The organism is Saccharopolyspora sp. NPDC045839, from assembly GCF_056431645.1.
Window position 1 is genome coordinate 41242 of sequence record NZ_JBWKKH010000026.1, and the last position, 16570, is coordinate 57811.

General features: G+C 70.7%; 16 protein-coding genes. 2 read left to right on the forward strand and 14 right to left on the reverse strand.

What is annotated here, in order from left to right:
* Window positions 1-235: 235 nt before the first annotated feature.
* The 6 genes from AC07EQ_RS29990 to AC07EQ_RS30015 form a co-directional block, all read right to left on the reverse strand.
* Window positions 236-544, reverse strand: a complete 309-nt coding sequence (locus AC07EQ_RS29990) for a hypothetical protein (RefSeq protein WP_478391224.1) — start codon at window positions 542-544, stop codon at window positions 236-238.
* A gap of 191 nt (window positions 545-735) precedes the next feature.
* Entirely contained in the window at window positions 736-2268 is a 1533-nt protein-coding gene (locus AC07EQ_RS29995) for a bifunctional uroporphyrinogen-III C-methyltransferase/uroporphyrinogen-III synthase (RefSeq protein ID WP_478391225.1), read from the reverse strand.
* A 14-nt stretch (window positions 2269-2282) separates the two neighbouring features.
* On the reverse strand, window positions 2283-3221 hold the full coding sequence (hemC, locus tag AC07EQ_RS30000) for a hydroxymethylbilane synthase (RefSeq protein WP_358576115.1): 939 nt from the start codon (window positions 3219-3221) through the stop codon (window positions 2283-2285).
* Window positions 3218-4603 carry a glutamyl-tRNA reductase gene (locus AC07EQ_RS30005; protein ID WP_478391226.1) on the reverse strand — a complete coding sequence of 462 codons (1386 nt, stop codon included), beginning with the start codon at window positions 4601-4603 and terminating at the stop codon, window positions 3218-3220. The genes hemC and AC07EQ_RS30005 overlap by 4 nt, the downstream gene beginning before the upstream one ends.
* Window positions 4600-5454: a redox-sensing transcriptional repressor Rex gene (locus AC07EQ_RS30010; protein WP_478391227.1), complete on the reverse strand. Its 855-nt coding sequence runs from the start codon at window positions 5452-5454 to the stop codon at window positions 4600-4602. The genes AC07EQ_RS30005 and AC07EQ_RS30010 overlap by 4 nt, the downstream gene beginning before the upstream one ends.
* A 393-nt stretch (window positions 5455-5847) precedes the next feature.
* On the reverse strand, window positions 5848-6084 hold the full coding sequence (locus AC07EQ_RS30015; protein WP_478391228.1) for a glutaredoxin family protein: 237 nt from the start codon (window positions 6082-6084) through the stop codon (window positions 5848-5850).
* 360 nt (window positions 6085-6444) lie between these two features.
* Between AC07EQ_RS30015 and AC07EQ_RS30020 the strand changes: the two genes are divergently transcribed.
* The gene (locus AC07EQ_RS30020) at window positions 6445-7089 is read left to right on the forward strand and encodes a sigma-70 family RNA polymerase sigma factor (protein ID WP_478391229.1); all 645 of its coding nucleotides are present in this window, start codon (window positions 6445-6447) and stop codon (window positions 7087-7089) included.
* Window positions 7090-7284: 195 nt separating this feature from the next.
* Complete coding sequence (locus AC07EQ_RS30025) at window positions 7285-8214, forward strand: HAD family hydrolase (protein WP_093269463.1); 930 nt, start codon at window positions 7285-7287, stop codon at window positions 8212-8214.
* 99 nt (window positions 8215-8313) lie between these two features.
* Here the strand turns inward: AC07EQ_RS30025 and AC07EQ_RS30030 are convergent, their stop codons facing one another.
* The 8 genes from AC07EQ_RS30030 to proC all read right to left on the reverse strand — a co-directional run bounded on the left by AC07EQ_RS30030 (window position 8314) and on the right by proC (window position 16525).
* Window positions 8314-8721, reverse strand: a complete 408-nt coding sequence (locus tag AC07EQ_RS30030) for a VOC family protein (RefSeq protein WP_132492440.1) — start codon at window positions 8719-8721, stop codon at window positions 8314-8316.
* A 165-nt stretch (window positions 8722-8886) separates the two neighbouring features.
* On the reverse strand, window positions 8887-9474 hold the full coding sequence (locus AC07EQ_RS30035) for an HdeD family acid-resistance protein (RefSeq protein WP_478391230.1): 588 nt from the start codon (window positions 9472-9474) through the stop codon (window positions 8887-8889).
* Window positions 9475-9670: 196 nt separating this feature from the next.
* A complete protein-coding gene (locus AC07EQ_RS30040; RefSeq protein ID WP_478391231.1) occupies window positions 9671-12202 on the reverse strand; it encodes an ATP-dependent Clp protease ATP-binding subunit in 2532 nt (843 codons plus the stop codon).
* A 504-nt stretch (window positions 12203-12706) separates the two neighbouring features.
* The gene (locus AC07EQ_RS30045) at window positions 12707-13621 is read right to left on the reverse strand and encodes a lysophospholipid acyltransferase family protein (protein ID WP_478391232.1); all 915 of its coding nucleotides are present in this window, start codon (window positions 13619-13621) and stop codon (window positions 12707-12709) included.
* Window positions 13622-13669: 48 nt separating this feature from the next.
* Complete coding sequence (locus AC07EQ_RS30050) at window positions 13670-14704, reverse strand: NAD-dependent epimerase/dehydratase family protein (protein ID WP_478391233.1); 1035 nt, start codon at window positions 14702-14704, stop codon at window positions 13670-13672.
* Between the two features lie 160 nt (window positions 14705-14864).
* The gene (locus AC07EQ_RS30055; protein WP_010241351.1) at window positions 14865-14966 is read right to left on the reverse strand and encodes a 30S ribosomal protein bS22; all 102 of its coding nucleotides are present in this window, start codon (window positions 14964-14966) and stop codon (window positions 14865-14867) included.
* Between the two features lie 237 nt (window positions 14967-15203).
* Window positions 15204-15428 carry a helix-turn-helix domain-containing protein gene (locus AC07EQ_RS30060; protein ID WP_029535864.1) on the reverse strand — a complete coding sequence of 75 codons (225 nt, stop codon included), beginning with the start codon at window positions 15426-15428 and terminating at the stop codon, window positions 15204-15206.
* Between the two features lie 275 nt (window positions 15429-15703).
* Window positions 15704-16525 (reverse strand): pyrroline-5-carboxylate reductase, encoded by an 822-nt coding sequence (proC, locus tag AC07EQ_RS30065; protein WP_478391234.1) that lies wholly within the window; start codon window positions 16523-16525, stop codon window positions 15704-15706.
* Window positions 16526-16570: the final 45 nt, after the last annotated feature.

The window sequence follows — 16570 nt, forward strand, 5'->3', positions numbered from 1 at the left end:
TGCCGCTACCTGGGCAAACGCGCCGTGGTGGTCACTGGGCAGTGATGGTTGTCGCCACCCTGGGATGGGTCGATTTCCCTGCTGTCGGTCTCGGACTTGGCCGCGCTGTGGATCAGCCCCGGCGGCCTGCTGCCGGTGAGCGTGTTCACCGCATCCGTCGGCGGCGCCGACCTGGCGTGGCCGCTGCTCTTGGCCAGCCGCCGGGGCCGCTCGTAACCGCCACCGATCCGCAATTTCAATGGAAATCGAAGGTCCGATTTCCATTGAAATTGCGGAAGTTGTCCACAGGTGTCGGTGTGTCGTGGGGCGACGCGCCGGTGGTCCGCAACTTCCATTGAAATTGCGGAGGTCGCCCACCGACGACAGTCCTGAGCTCAGCCGCGCAGGGCGCGCACGACCTCGTCCAGCACGACCTGGACGCGACCTTCGCGTTCCCGCTCTTCTCGACCAGGTAGGGCGTGACGCCCTGCTGACCGCGCGCGCAGGCGATGCCGACCGGCTTGAAGCCGAGGGCGAGCGCGCCTTCCAGGGTGGGCTCGCTCAACGTCACCCCGCCGGGCGAATTCGGCCCCGAACTGCTGCCCCGGACTTCCGCGGTCGGCGTTTCCTCTGGCGACGGGGTCCGTGAGCGTTTTGGGGTGCCATAGCGCCCCAAAACACGCACGGCTCTCCAGCTGCCGACAAAGCAAAGGGCGCCTCCGACCGGATCGGTCGGAGGCGCCCTTCACTCGGAAATCAGCTGCGGCGAGCCCGCTTGGCCTTGCGCGGCGGCGGCAGCGCGCCCTCCGCGCGGAGCCGGGCCGCGTGCTCGGCCAGCGCGTCCACCAGGTCCTCCACCCGCGGGATCTCCGGCTGGACGTCGACCCGCAGGCCGAACTCCTTCGCGGTCTCCGCGGTGTTCGGACCGATGCACGCCACCAGCGTCCGGGCGTGCGGCTTGCCCGCGATGCCGACCAGGTTCCGGACGGTGGACGACGAGGTGAAGCACACCGCGTCGAACCCGCCGGTCTTGATCATCTCGCGGGTATCGGCCGGCGGCGGCGCGGCGCGGACGGTGCGGTAGGCCGTCACGTCGTCGACCTCCCAGCCGCGCTCGCGCAGCCCGGCCGACAGCGTCTCGGTGGCGATGTCCGCCCGCGGCAGCAGCACCCGGTCGACCGGGTCGAGGATGTCGTCGTGCGGCGGGAAGTCGTTCAGCAGGCCGTCGCTGGACTGGTCGCCGGAGGGCAGCAGCTCCGGGATGATCCCGAAGGAGCGGACCTTCTCCGCGGTGGCCTCCCCGACGCAGGCGATCTTCACGCCGGAGAACGCCCGGGCGTCCAGCCCGAACTCGCCGAACTTCTCCCACACCGCGCGGACCGCGTTCGCCGAGGTGAACACCACCCACTGGTAGCGGCCGTCGACCAGGCCCTTGACCGCGCGCTCCATCTGCGCGGGGCTGCGGGGCGGCTCGACGGAGATCGTCGGCACCTCGTGCGAGACGGCGCCGTGCGACCACAGCCGGTCGCTCATCACGCCGGCCTGCTCCTTGGTGCGCGGCACCAGGACCTTCCAGCCGTACAGGGCGCGCGACTCCCACCAGGACAGCTTGCCGCGCTCGGACACGATGTCGCCGATGGTCACCACCAGGTGGCCCTGCAGCTCACCCGCGTCGGCGGCCAGCGAGGCCAGCGTCGTGTCGATCGTGCGCTGCTGCACGGTGGTGCCGGAGGCGGTCACCGCCACGGCGGTCGTCGCCGGCCTGCCGTGCTCGACCAGGCGCGAGGCGGCCTCGGCCAAGTGGCTGCCGGTGGTGTGCAGCACCAACGCTCCGGGTACCGCGGCCAGCGATGCCCAGTCCACGTCGCCGCGGACATCGACCTCGGTGTGCACCGCGCCGAGCGCGACGCCGGCGTAGGCCGGAACCGCGCTGCCGCCGGCTACACCGGGGATGATGTCGAAGGCGGCGCCGGTCTTGGCGACCTCCTGGACCTCGCGGACCACCGCGTCGGCGGTCAGCGGGTCGCCCGCGACCAATCGCACCACGGTGCGACCGATCGCGGCCTCGTTCGCCAGGTCCTTGGCCACGTCCGCCGGGTCGCCCACGGCTGGGCGGACCTCGGCGCCGTCGGCTGCTTGGCCGACGATGTCGGCGGGTACGTCCGGGTCGGTCACCAGCAGCGAAGCACGGGTGATCACGTCCCGGCCCCGAACGGTGAGCAGTCCCGCGTCACCGGGACCGGAGCCCACGAAAGCAATCCGTCCGGGGGTCTTACGTGCTCGGGTCATCAGGGCACTCCCCATCAACTACTGCCAGGTCCGCTGAGCAAAGCGGCCCTGGCTTCCAGCAACTGGGCGGCCAACTCCCGGCCCAGCTGCTCGGCGGCGGTCGTCTCACCAGTGGCGGAGGCGCGCACCAACTGATCGTCGTCGGTCGCCACCACCCCTCGCACGGACAGCCGCAGCGCCACGCGCCCGTCCTCGTCGAGGTCATCCACCACTTCGGCCAGCGCGCCGACCGGCGCGCTACAGCCCGCTTCGAGCGCGGACAACATGGCGCGCTCGGCGGCCACCGCGGCGCGGCTGGCCTGATCGTCCAAAACGGACTGCAGCAGGTGCTCGGTGTCCACGTCATCGACGCGGCATTCCACTGCGAGCGCACCCTGGGCGGGCGCGGGCAGCATCTGCAGTGGATCGAGCGTTTCCGTGATCACCGCAAGCCGGCCCACACGGGCCAGCCCGGCTCGGGCGAGCACGACGGCGTCCAGCTCACCGTCGGTCACCTTCCGCAGGCGGGTGTCCACATTGCCGCGGATGCTGCGCACCTCCAGTCCCAGGCCGAGGGCCCGGAGCTGGCTGGCGCGGCGCGGCGAACCGGTGCCCACAACGGACCCCGGGGGCAATTCGCCGAGCGTCAGACCGTCCCGTGCCACCAGCGCGTCCCGCGGGTCCTCCCGGACCGGGACAGCCGCCAGCGACAACCGGGGGTCCGGTTCGGTCGGCAGGTCTTTGAAGGAGTGCACCGCGACGTCCACCTCGCCGGCGGCCAGCGCTTCGCGCAGCGCCGAGGTGAACACGCCGACACCGATCTCGGCGATCGGCGCCATCGAGAGGTCACCGGGGGTCTTCACGGTGACCAGCTGGGTCGGATAGCCCGCCTTCTCCAGCTCCTCGGCGACATTCGACGACTGCGCCATCGCCAGGGCGCTGCCGCGGGTGCCGATGCGGAGGGTCTTGTTCAACGGTCCTCACCGTCCTGTTCAGCTCGACCGCGCAGCCGCGCCTGGGCGACGGTGACCCCGCCGGGCAGGCTCTCGTCGGCCTGCGGGGTACCGAGCACGGCAGTCGTCTGCGGATCGAGTTCGAAGAGCTCTCGGAGCGCGTCGGCGTACCCGGCACCGCCGGGCACCGACGCGAGTTGCTTGACCCGGACCGTCGGCGTGTGCAGGAGCTTGTCCACCACGCGACGGACGGTGCGCGCCAGTTCGTCGCGCACGTCGCCGTCCAGTTCAGGCAGCCGCGAGTCGAGTCGCAGCAGTTCGCCGTCCACGACCTCGGCGGCGCGCTTGCGCAGCGCGGTCACGGTCGGAGTCACCTCGGCCGAGCGTTGCGCGGCGAGGTAGTTGCGCAGTTCTTCGGCGACGATCTGCGCGGCCCGCTCGGACTCGTTGCCGCCCTGCTTGTCCGACAGCCGCTGCTGCAGGCTCTCCAGGTCGACGACGGTCACGCCGGGCAGCCCGGCCACCTCGGGCGCGATGTCCCGGGGCAGGCCGAGGTCGCAGCACAGCAGCGGGCGATCGTCGCGGACGGTCAGCGCCGCCGCGACCACGTCTTCGGTCACCACCGCGCCGATCGCGCCGGTGCAGGCCACCACCAGGTCGGCCGCGGCGATCGCGCTGCTGAGGTCCGTGAGGTCGGCAGTGCGGGCGGCGACGCCGTCGGCACGCAGCGACGAGGCCAGCCGTTCGCCGTTGGCCGCGGTGCGGTTGGCGATCACGACCTCGCCGATGCCCGCGCGCTTGAGCTGCGCGGAGGCCAGGCCGCCCATCGAGCCCGCGCCGACCACCAGCGCGCTGCGCCCGGCCAGGCCGTCGAGCGCGACCTCGGCGTCGGCGAGCGCCTCGGAGACCACCGACGCGCCTTCGGCGTCGATGCCGGTCTCGGCGTGCACCCGCTTGCCGACGCGCAGCGCCTGCTGCCCGAGCTCGTGCAGCGTCTTGCCGACGGTGCCGTTCTCGTCGGCGGTGCCGTAGGCCTGCCGCAGCTGGCCGAGGATCTGCGCCTCGCCGACGACCATCGAGTCCAGGCCCGCGGACACCGAGAACAGGTGCTCCACCGCGGCGCCCGCGTAGTAGACGTAGAGGTGATCGGCGAGCTCGCCGACCTCCGCACCCGCGTGCCGGGCGAGTACGGACGTCACGTCGTCCAGGCCGCCGTGGAAGGTCTCCGCGACCGCGTAGACCTCGACCCGGTTGCAGGTCGAGATGATGAACGCCTCGCAGATGTGCTCGCGCTGCAGCAGTTCGCCGAGGAGCTTGGGGACGTCATCGCCACTGATCGCGACGCGCTCCAGCACCCGCACCGGGGCGCTGTGGTGGGAAATCCCGACGGTGAGCAGGTTCACAGCCGTTCCACCATCCTGTCCGCCGATTCGACCTCACCCGACACCCGATCGCCGCCGCCCGGCGGACCGATGTCCGCACCGTCCACATCGGATCGGCCGGCTTCCGCCGCCGCTTCCTGCTGACGTCGGGCCACGTGAAACGACAGGATCTGCATCTCCACCGCCAGGTCGACCTTGCGCACCTCGACGTCTTCGGGGACCTGCAGCACGACGGGCGCGAAGTTCAGGATGCACGTAACGCCGCCGGCGACCAAACGGTCGCAGACCTCCTGCGCGCCCTGCACGGGCGTGGCGATGACGCCGATGGTGACCTCGCGGTCGGCGCACACCTCGACGATGTCGTCGATGTGGCTGACCGGGATGCCGCCGACCGGCACGCCGACCAGGTCCGGGTCGAGGTCGAACAGCGCGGAGACCGGGAAGCCGCGGCCGGGGAAGCCGCCGTAGTTGGCCAGCGCGTGGCCGAGATTACCGATCCCGACCACCGCGACGCTGTGCTTGCGGGTCAGGCCCAGGGTGCGCTCGATCTGGCCGATGAGCACCGCGACCTCGTAGCCGACGCCGCGGGTGCCGTAGGAGCCGATGTAGGAGAGGTCCTTGCGCAGCTTCGCGGAGTTGACCCCGGCGGCGACGGCCAGCTCGTCGCTGGAGACCGTGCCCACGTTCTGCTCCTCGAGAGCGGAAAGTGCCCGCAGGTAGACCGCGAGCCGGGCGACGGCGGCTTCCGGGATCGCCCTGGCGCGCTCCCGAGCCGCGGGGACCTCGATCGCCGGCGACTGCTTGGAGTCGGTCCGGGAATCGGCCTCGGCCTGCCCGTCACCGTCCTGCACGTCCGCTCCGTGGGCCGTCACGCTGGATCTCCCTCGCCCTACCTGCTGCTTTGGCCTGCCCGCCCGTCCGCGCCCGGGGGCGCGGCGGTCGTCGCCCGCTTCCCGGCATCGCTGCTCAGGCTGGGGGCTCCGACACCGGCCGGGCTGCCGACCGGCTACCCCGGCGTCATCCGCGAACGCCGCCGGCATCCGACGGCTCGACACCTGATCCGCTGATCCACACCGGGAATCCGGCGACCCGACCCGTACACCGTAACTAATTTGTGAACGCATGCACAAAGTCGCAGGGCCGGACTCCTCCGGAGGCACAAGCCTTCCCCGCCATCATTGCCGATAGCCCCCCGACGTGCCAAAACGCGTGGTCTGGAGCACGTGATGGCGGCAACCCGCGCCGGCGCCGGGCAAGATCACGGGTCAGCGGGTCAGGGCCCGGCGGAAGCGGTCCTCCTCGACCTTCCAGTAGCCGTGCTCGACTCCATCGATCAAGATCACCGGGACCCGGTCGCCGTACTCCGCGCGCAGTTCCGGGTCGGCGTCCACATCCTGCGCGGACCACTGCACGTCGAGCTCTGCGCAGATCCGCCGCACGTCGGAGATCGCGTCCGCACAGGAGTGGCAACCCTCGCGGGTCATCACCGTCACCTCGTGCATGCCTTCGCTCCAGGGAGAAATTCGGGCCGACTTCGCGGCCTCCAAGGTACCCAGCGGACCGGAGCGCGACGCGACACCGACCGCGCTGGTCAAGTGTCCAAAATCACCTGTCCGAGTTAGGTGTCGCGCCGCAGTTGAACACGCTGCGCAACCAGACCGTCACCGAGTAGCACTACCTACTTCCGAGTAACAACACGTATGCTGCTGCTCCAACGCCCACGCCCCCGGCGTCACCAGGCCGTCGGAGCCCCTCGGCCGGCCGGAGGCGGGTGTCCGCCGGACACCGCGACATGACACCGGCACCGGTGCGTCCCACCTGCACCACGCCGGTCCGCCAACGACGGCAGGAGGTCGCAAGAGATGAGCAGCCCGAAGACGCTCGCACCCCCCGCCCCGGCCGCACCCTTCCGCAGCGTCGACGCCCCGGTCACCCGACCGGTGCCCCGGCCGGGCACCGAGAGCTGGGCGTACGTCAGCGCCGCGCAGGACGGCGACAACGACGCCTTCGGCCACCTCTACGACGAGTACGCCCAGATCGTCTACCGGTACGTGCTGTTCCGGGTCAGCGACCACTGCCTGGCCGAGGACATCACCAGCGAGACGTTCCTGCGCGCGCTGCGCCGGATCGCCTCCATCAGCTACCAGGGCCGCGACGTGGCGGCCTGGTTCATCACCATCGCCAAGAACCTCATCCTCGACCACATCAAGTCCAGCCGGAACCGGCTGGAGATCCCCACCTCCGACGTCACCGACAACCTGCCGGTCGGCCGGACGCACTTCGGCCCGGAACAGCACGTGCTCACCGAGGCGACCCACCGAGAGCTGCTCAGCTGCGTCCGGCAGCTCAACCCCGACCAGCGCGAATGCATCCGGCTGCGGTTCCTGCAGGGCCTGTCGGTGACCGAGACGGCGGCCGCGATGCAGCGCAACGAGGGGGCGGTCAAAGCCCTCCAGCACCGCGCGATCCGCCGGCTGGCGCAACTGCTGCCCGACGACCTCCGCTGACCTCCCGCCGCGATTCCGGCGGAAACCGGAGGCCCGGTTTCCGCCGGAATCGCGGACCACCACGCCACGGCGGAGGTGCGCAAGTTCGGTTGCGGCCAGGTCTTAAGCTAGAGGCCTGCTGAGCCGGTTCGGCCCGGGTCGGCAAGACCTGGAACTTCGCACGACAACACCGGAGGACCCCCGGGAGGCGCGGCGGTGCCGACACGTCAAGGCTCAGCCGATGGCGCGGACCAGAGCTCGCGCGCGCCCGGCTCCGATCCGATCGACAGCGCGAAGGTGGCCGGTCGCGCGTCCGCCGAGGCCGCCGTCGCCGCCGCGCCGGTCCCGGACGGATCGCTGGCCACCCCACCCGACCTCACCGCCGCGGCGTTCTTCGACGTCGACAACACGATGATGATGGGCGCCTCGCTGTTCCACTTCGCCCGCGGACTCGCCGCCCGCAAGTTCCTCACCGCCACCGACCTGGCCGGGTTCGCCTGGCAACAGCTGAAGTTCCGGGTCGGCGGCCGGGAGAACCCGCAGGACATGCAGGCCAGCCGGGAGCAGGCGCTGTCGTTCGTGGCCGGCCGGAAGGTCTCCGAACTGGTGGAGCTCAGCGAGGAGATCTACGACGAGCTGATGGCGGACCGGATCTGGGCGGGCACCCGGGCGCTGGCCCAGATGCACCTCGACGCGGGCCAGCGGGTGTGGCTGGTGACGGCGACCCCGGTGGAGCTGGCGCAGATCATCGCGCGGCGGCTCGGGCTGACCGGCGCGCTGGGTACCGTCGCGGAGAGCTCCGACGGCGTGTACACGGGCCGGCTGGTCGGCGAGATGCTGCACGGGCGCGCGAAGGCGCACGCCGTGCGGGCGATGGCCGCCAGCGAAGGCCTGGACCTGCGCCGCTGCACGGCTTACTCGGACTCGGCCAACGACATCCCGATGCTGTCGGCGGTGGGCACGGCGGTGGCCGTCAACCCGGACCAGCGCCTGCGCGACATCGCCCGGGCCCGCGGCTGGGAGGTCCGGGACTTCCGGACGGGCCGCAAGGCGGCGCGGATCGGCCTGAACTCGATCATGGGGGCCAGCGCCATCGCGGGAGCGGTAGCGGCCGGCCTCGCCTACCGCCGCCGCGACAGGTCGTGAGCGGCGCGGCGGCCAGTTCCTGAGCGAACGGGGCCGTGAGTCCTTTGGGCGGCTATCACAGCCCAAAAGACTCACGGCCCCGGGAGTCACCTGCGCCGGTCACGAGCCGGCGATGTTCACCATCCAGCCGATGCCGAACCGGTCCACGCACATGCCGAACGTGTCGCCCCACATCTGCTTCTCCAGCGGCACCGCCACCGTGCCCGCCTCCGCCAGCTTCGCCCAGTAGCCGCGCAGCTCGTCCTCCGAGTCGCCGCTGATGCTCACCGAGATGTTGGTGCCCGGCTTGTGCTCCATGCCCGGCGGCGTGTCGGAGGCCATGAGCGTGAAGCCGCTGTCGGTCTCGAGCATCGCGTGCATGACCTTGTCCGCGCTGCTCGGATCCGGGGCGCCGAACTCACCGAAGGTGCTCAACGTGAGGTTGCCGCCGAACACGCTCTTGTAGAACTCCATCGCCTGCCGGGCGTCGCCGTCGAAGCTGATGTACGGGTTGAGCCGGGAACTCATCGGATTCTCCCCACCGGTAGCGGATTGGACTCGGCGAAAGCATGACCGCACGCACCGACGGCGGCCACGCGAAAACCGGGCCGGTGCGGTGGCATCCCCGCCCACCGCACCGGCCCACCCGAAGGCCGGGCGCGCCCCTCCCGCTCGCGCGCCCGGTCATCGGCGTCATCCGGACGCGGCGAGCCGCTTCGCCGCGGAGCGGATCCGGAAAGCGGTGATGATCTCCACGATGCCGAGGACGACCAACCAGATCCCGCCGAAGAGGACCAGCAGCGCCACCGACGCCAGCGGCGAGACCATCAGCACGATCCCCGCCAGGGCCGTGATGATGCCCATGAAGATCTGCCAGCCGCGCGCGGGCATCGCCCGGTCGGCGATCGACGCGGTCGTCTGGGTGACGCCGCGGAACAGCCAGCCGATGCCGATCCACAGGCCCAGGAACAGGATCGACTGCATCTCGCCCCGGAAGCACAGCAGGCCCAGCAGGATCGACAGCGCGCCGCTGATGAACGCCAGCACCCTGATCGCCGCCGTCACGTGCGTGCCGAACGCCGCGACGATCTGCAGCACGCCGCTGACCAGCAGGTAGACGCCGAACAGCACGCCGACGACGATCAGCGTCGCCCGCGGCCAGACCAGCGCCAGCACGCCGACGACCAGTGAGCAGACGCCCACGACGAGCACGGACTCCCAGGCCAGCTTCGCCAGCCGGTCGGTCACCGCCTGGGTGGGATCATCCGAAAGGCTACTCATGATCCATCCTTCCCACGGGATTCGAACCGGCGCACTTCCGAACCGCCCAGACCACCGCTCCGGGTGTCATCGCCGCGTTCGGCCGGGCAACGGCGATGCCGGGTGTTGTGGAAGCCGTCCCGGGCGTGGTGGGGGCAGCGGTGATTTCGCGCGAAATCGCCGCGTTGCACGAGCTCCCCAAAGAGCCCCACCGAGCTCAGACCTTGCTCGATTCGGGCGCCTTGTCCCCGGCCTGCTGCGGGACGTCCGCTTCGTGCGGCCGGGCCAGGGTGCAGATCAGCTCGTCGTCCTCGATCGAGGCGAGGATCGTGTCGCCCGGCTGGACCTCGCCGCGCAGCAGCAGCTTGGAGATCCGGTTGTCCAGCTGCGTCTGGATGGTGCGCAGCAGCGGCCGCGCCCCGAACTCCGGCTTGAACCCGCGCCGGGTCAGCCACTTCTTGGCCGCCTCGGTGACCTCCAGGTCGATCTCCTGGGCGCGCAGCAGGCGGCGGCTGCGGTCCAGCATCAGGTCGACGATCTGCGACAGGTCGTCCTCGGTCAGCCGGTGGAAGACGATCGTCTCGTCGATGCGGTTGAGGAACTCCGGCGCGAACTTCGCGTGCAGGTCGTCCATCAGCTCGTCGCGGATGCCGTCCACATCGCCCTCGTGGGCCAGGATCCGCTGGGCGCCCACGTTGCTCGTCATGATCACCACGGTGTTGCGGAAGTCCACGGTGCGGCCCTGGGCGTCGGTCAGCCGGCCGTCGTCGAGCACCTGCAGCAGCGTGTTGAACACGTCCCGGTGCGCCTTCTCGATCTCGTCGAACAGCAGCACGCTGTAGGGCTGCCTGCGGACCTTCTCGGTCAGCTGCCCGGCCTCTTCGTAGCCGACGTAGCCGGGCGGGGCGCCGACCAGCCGGGACACGGTGTGCTTCTCCTGGAACTCGCTCATGTCGAAGCGGATCAGCTTGTGCTCGTCGCCGAACATCAGCTCCGCGAGCGCCTTCGCCAGCTCGGTCTTGCCGACGCCGGTCGGCCCCAGGAACAGGAACGACCCGATGGGCCGGTCCGGGTGCGCCATCCCGGCCCGGTTGCGGCGGACCGCCTCCGCCACCGCCAGGACCGCCTCGTCCTGGCCGACGACCCGCTCGTGCAGGGCCTCCTCCAGCCGCAGCAGGCGGTGCTTCTCGTCCTCGGTCAGCTGCGCGACGGGGATGCCGGTGCGCTTCGACAGCACCTCCGCGATGTCCTGGGTCGTCACGTCCGCGACGCCTTCGCGCCGCTCCCTGATCCCGGCGATCTCCCCTTCCAAGTCCTCGATCTGCTCCTTGAGCTCGCGGGCCCGGTCGTAGTCCTCGGCGTCGACGGCCTGGTCCTTCTCCCGGCGCAGCTTGGCCATCCGGTCCTCGCGCGCCCGGACGTCGCCGCTGCGGCTGACCGACCGCAGCCGCACCCGCGCGCCCGCCTGGTCCATCAGGTCGATGGCCTTGTCCGGCAGGTAGCGGTCGCTGATGTAGCGGTCGGAGAGGGTGGCGGCCGAGGAGAGCGCCTCGTCGGAGAAGCGGACGCCGTGGTGCGCCTCGTAGGAGTCGCGCAAGCCCTGCAGGATCTGGATGGTCTCCTCGACGGTGGGTTCCGCGATCAGGACCGGCTGGAACCGGCGTTCCAGCGCGGCGTCCTTCTCCACGTGCTTGCGGTACTCGTCGATCGTGGTGGCCCCGATGACGTGCAGTTCTCCCCGGGACAGCGCGGGTTTGAGGATGTTGCCCGCGTCCATGCTGCTCTCGCCGCCGGCCCCGGCACCGACGATGGTGTGCATCTCGTCGATGAACAGGATCACCGAGCCCTCGGCGGCGCGGACCTCGTCGATCACCTTCTTCAGCCGCTGCTCGAACTCGCCGCGGTACTGCGCGCCGGCCACCAGGCCGGTCATGTCGAGCGCGAGAACCCGCTTGTCCTGCAGCGTTTCCGGGACGTCGCCGGCGATGACGCGCTGCGCCAGCCCCTCGACGATCGCGGTCTTGCCGACGCCGGGTTCGCCGATGAGCACGGGATTGTTCTTGCTGCGCCGGGAAAGGATCTCCACGGTCTGCTCGATCTCGTCGGCGCGCCCGACGACCAGGTCCAGCTTGCCCGCGCGGGCCTCTTCCGTGAGGTCCCGGCTGTACTCGTCCAGCGTCGGGGTGTCACTGCCCGCGGTCGTGGGGATGTTGTCGGTGGTCGCGGCGCGGTCGACCCGGTCGCGGAGCTTGCGGGTGTTGATCTCGTAGGAGTCCAGCAGCTCGACCGCCGCCGAGTCCGGATCGTCGAGCAGGGCGGCCAGGATGTGCTCGGGCCCGATGTAGGACTTCTCCGCCGCCTGGGACCGCGCGTGCGCGCCGATCAGCGCGCGCTTCGCGGCGGGCGTCAGCCCCGGGCTCGCCGAGGGCTCGGCGCTGGCGCCGGGCAGCGCCTCGGCGATCCGCGAGGCGAGGTGGTCCGGCTCCGCCCCGGCCTGGACCAGCAGGCTGCGGGACGGCTCCACCTGCGTCGCCGCCCACAGCAGGTGTTCGGTGTCCAGGTCGTCGCTGCCGTCCTGCTTCGCGCGCTCGGACGCCTTGCCGATCAGCTCGGTGGCGGATTCGCTGAGCAGCCGGCCGATCGGCACTCGCTGCACGGCGGGCGGCGACGTCATCGGCGACATGCCGAAGAACCTGTTGAGCAGATCCGCGAAGGGATCCTGGGAGCCGAAGGTCGAGGGGTAGCTCATCACGCACCGTCCGCTTCGTCTGGCAACTGTCCGGATTTCCGCGTTCGACCTCACGGAAAAGCACGTTCACCAGCACAAATAGAACAACGGACGGCCCACGCCGCAACGCGGCACCGACCCGACGACCGCCTTACAATCCCGCGCGACGCACCGCGTCGGGGAGGCCGCGGTTTCAATTGAAACCGGCAGACCACCGACGCACCCGGCCAGGCGGGAGCGCAGTTTCAAGTGAGCGTTTTTCATCCTGATCGGTCCGCAGCCGCGGGCCGCACAGCTGCACGTCGATGGGGTGTCGCATGCGCCGCAGGCGCATAGCCCACCTACGACACCGGCACCGCCGCGGGTTCTCAGCGTTCGCCTGGCGAGGACGGCCCAGCCGCCGTGTATTGGCATACATAAGGCTGGGCACCCACAGACCAGGCGGACGCTGTAACTCCCGCAGGGGGCCGCTACCCGCACCGCCACGCAAAACGAGGCTGGAAAAACCTCATTTGAAACCGCCGGTCAGCCGAGGAAGACGTTGGTGCGTTGGGAGAGCAGGCGGTAGAGGGTCTGCTGGATGATCTCGCGGACCTGGTCGCTGAGGCTGAACACCAGCATCGGGTCGTCCGCCGCGCCCTCCGGGAACGACGAGGTCTCGATCGGCTCGCCGAACTCGATGTACCACTTCGACGGCAGCGGCACCGCCCCCAGCAGCCCGAAGTGCGGGAAGAACGGCGTGACCGGGAAGTACGGCACGCCGAGCAACCGCGCCAGCGGCTTGATGTCCGCCAGCTTCGGGTAGATCTCCTCGGCGCCGACGATCGAGCAGGGCACGATCGGCGCGCCGGTGCGCAGCGCGGCCGAGACGAACCCGCCGCGCCCGAAGCGCTGCAGCTTGTACCGGTCCTTGAACGACTTCCCGATGCCCTTGAAACCCTCCGGCCACACCCCGACCAGCTCGCCGTTGGTCAGCAACCGCTCCGCGTCCGGGTTGCAGGCCAGCGTGTGCCCGGCCTTGCGGGCCAGCGGGCCGAGCACCGGCATCGAGAACACCAGGTCGGCGCCGAGCATCCGCAGGTGCCGGGGCGCCTGGACGTGGTCGTGCAGCGCAACCGTGGTCATCAGCGCGTCCCACGGCAGCGTGCCGGAGTGGTTGGCCACCACCAGCGCTCCGCGGTCGACGGGCACGTGGTGGCCGCCGATCACCTCGACCCGGAACCACTTCTCGTAGACCGGTCGCAGGAGCCGGAGGAACACCTCGTCGGTCAGCTCCTGGTCGAAGCCGAACTCGTCGACCTGGTAGTCGCCGAGCAACCGCCGGCGGGCGAACGCCAGCGCGTCGATGACGGCGTCCTCCCAGCCGGGTTCCGGCGGTTTCGCGGCCTCCAGCTGCTCCCGGTCCGCCGCGCGCAGCGGGATCACCTGCGCATCCGCCATCACGCCCCCGCACCCGGTCGGGCGCGACCGTCGCTCATGCCGCCTCCGTCACCGCAGCTTCGCCAGCAGGTCCCCGGCGCCGCGCTCCAGCGCCAGGATGTTCTCCTTGTCGACCACCGGCCGCAGGCCCCGGCCGCGCACGAAGTCGTCGAACGCCTGCTGGGTGGTCCAGCGCGGGGTGAACCCGAACTCCTCGCGGAGCCTCGTGGTGTCCAGCACCCGGCCGAAGTTGAGGTATCGCAGCTGCTCTGGCGAGAAGTCGACCAGCCGGGCGCTGCGGAAGAACTGGGCCAGCGGCAGCACCGCCGTGCTCGGCAGCGGCATCGCGACGCGCCCGGCGCGCCGGATCGCCTGCGAGAGCATCAGCACGCCGTCACCGGCCACGTTGAACACGCCGGGCCGGTCCATCATCGTCGCCCGCTCCAGCACCGCCAGCGCGTCCTCGGAGTGCAGCATCTGCAGCCGCGCGTCGAACCCGAGCACGGTCGGCACCACCGGCAGCGCGAAGTAGCGGGCCAGCACGGCGTCGATGCGCGGGCCGATCAGGTTGCTGAAGCGCAGCGTGGTGATGTCCACGTCGGGCCGCCGCCGGCCGAAGCCCCGCACGTAGCCCTCGATCTCCACCGCGTCCTTCGCGTAGCCGGACGACGGCAGGTCCTTGGGCTCCATCTCCTCGGTGAACACCGCCGGGTCCCGCGAGCTCGACCCGTAGACCGCGCAGGTCGACCGGACCACCACCTTGCGCACCTGCGGCGACTGCTGGCAGGCGGCCAGCAGCTGCATGGTGCCGATGACGTTCATCTCCTTCGTCGTGGCCCGTCCGCCGGGCCCGGAGTGGGAGTTGACCGCCGCGTGCACCACGGTGTCGACCTGGGCGTTCGCGATGACCTTGCTGATCAGCGGGTTCCGGATGTCGGCGCGGACGAACTCGGTGCGCCCCATCCGCCGCAGCAGATCGCGGCCGGGCTGCACGGTGTCGACGCCGAGGACCCGCTGCACCGAGGGATCGGCCGCCAGCCGCGCGGCGAGGTGCCCGCCCAGGAACCGGCTGACCCCCGTCACCAGCACGACATTCGGGCCCACTGTGTCTCCCTGGCTCTCCGGCACGCTCGCCGACTGCGATGCTACCGCCGAATGCGCCGCTCACCGCGGCGTTCGGGTTACCCGAACGAGTCGGCCGCGCGCACCGGGCGACCGGCAAAAAACAACCGCCGCCGACCATCGGCCGGCGGCGGTGCGCAGGTCACTTGCCCAACTTGCGACGCTGAACGCGCGTCTTGCGGAGCAGCTTGCGGTGCTTCTTCTTGGACATGCGCTTACGGCGCTTCTTGATGACCGAGCCCATGCGGACTCCTTCACTCTTGACGGCAGTTCGAACGTCTCCCGCACCGGTGCAGCCGCATGAGCACGCACACCTGGCACGACCAACCCAAAACTTTACCCGCAGGTCTCGAGGCCTTCCGCCGTGGTCCTCGAAACGACGCCGGGCACCGCCGGCCGGGCGCGCGAGCCGTCCGGGCCGCCATCGGCCGTCCGTCGGGCTCGCGGCCGGTCACCTGCGCAAACGGTCGGCCGGGCCGTCTCAGCCCGCGTTGTAGTAGGCGCTTTCCAGGTACGCGTGGACGTCCTTCTCGGCAACCCGAAACGAACGCCCCACCCGTGCCGCGGGCAGCTCGCCCGCGTGCACGAGCCGGTAGACCGTCATCTTCGACACCCGCATCAGCTTTGCGACCTCTGCGACGGTGAGGAACCGCACCTGACCCATGCTCGGCGGCGCCTGTTGGCTGGGTTCGGAGTTCGCAGACATGCTTCACCGTGCCCTTCGGCACGTGTCGCGCCGTCGGCTTCCCCTCCGACGGAAACCTCACGCACGTGCTCTATCGAGAGTAGCGGGACACACGGGACACCTGCGATGGACGAACGTCCCCCTTGGCCCTGAGTAGTTCGCACCAAAGCGGCGTGGCCGCCGAGAGGTCGCGCGGAGCGAGCGCCGTTTTCGCGCGAAACCGTCACCCCGCAGGCGTGGTGAGCGCCGTTTTCGCGCGAAAACGGCGCTTCTCGCACGCAGGCCAGGTGCCAGCGTCAGGCGGGCTCGTCGGTCTCGTGGGCCTTGCCGAGCTCGACGGACCGGTCGCGGGCCGCTTCGATGGCGTCGATGAGCGCCGCGCGCACGCCGTGCTTCTCGAGCTCGCGGATGCCCGCGATGGTCGTGCCCGCCGGGGAGGTGACCGCCTCGCGCAGCATCACGGGATGGCCGCCGCCCTCGCGGAGCATCGCCGCCGCGCCGACCGCGGACTGGACGATCAGGTCCGCGGCGGTGGCCCGCGGGATGCCCAGCAGGATGCCGGCGTCGATCATGGCTTCGACCAGGTAGAAGAAGTACGCCGGGCCTGAGCCGGACAGCGCCGTCACCGCGTCCTGCTGGCTCTCGGGCACTCGCGCGACCTTGCCGACGCTGCCGAGCAGATCCTCGACCAGCGCCAGGTCCGCGTCCGAGGCGTGCGCGCCGCCGGAGATCGCGCTCATCGCCTCGCCGACCAGCATCGGGGTGTTCGGCATGACCCGGACGACCGCGGTGTTCTCGGGCAACCGGCGCTCGAACAGCTTCGTCGGCAGGCCCGCGCACAGCGACACCACGAGCTTGCCGCCGGGCAGGTTCGGCGCCATCTCGTCCAGCAGCGGCTCGATGTCCTGCGGCTTGACGGCGACGACGATGACGTCCGCGCGCTGCACGGCACCGGCCACGTCGACGTGCGTGACGCCGTAGGTCTTGGTCAGCTCCTCCGCGCGCGTCGGGAACCGCTCGGTGAACAGCAGGTCCGACGGGGCGCGCCCCGCCTTCAGCAGCCCCGACAGCAGGGATTCCCCGATCTTTCCGGCTCCGAGTACGGCGATCGTCGTCATGCCGCTCAGGGTGCCAGACCACGCTGCGTGGCCGACCCTCCCGAA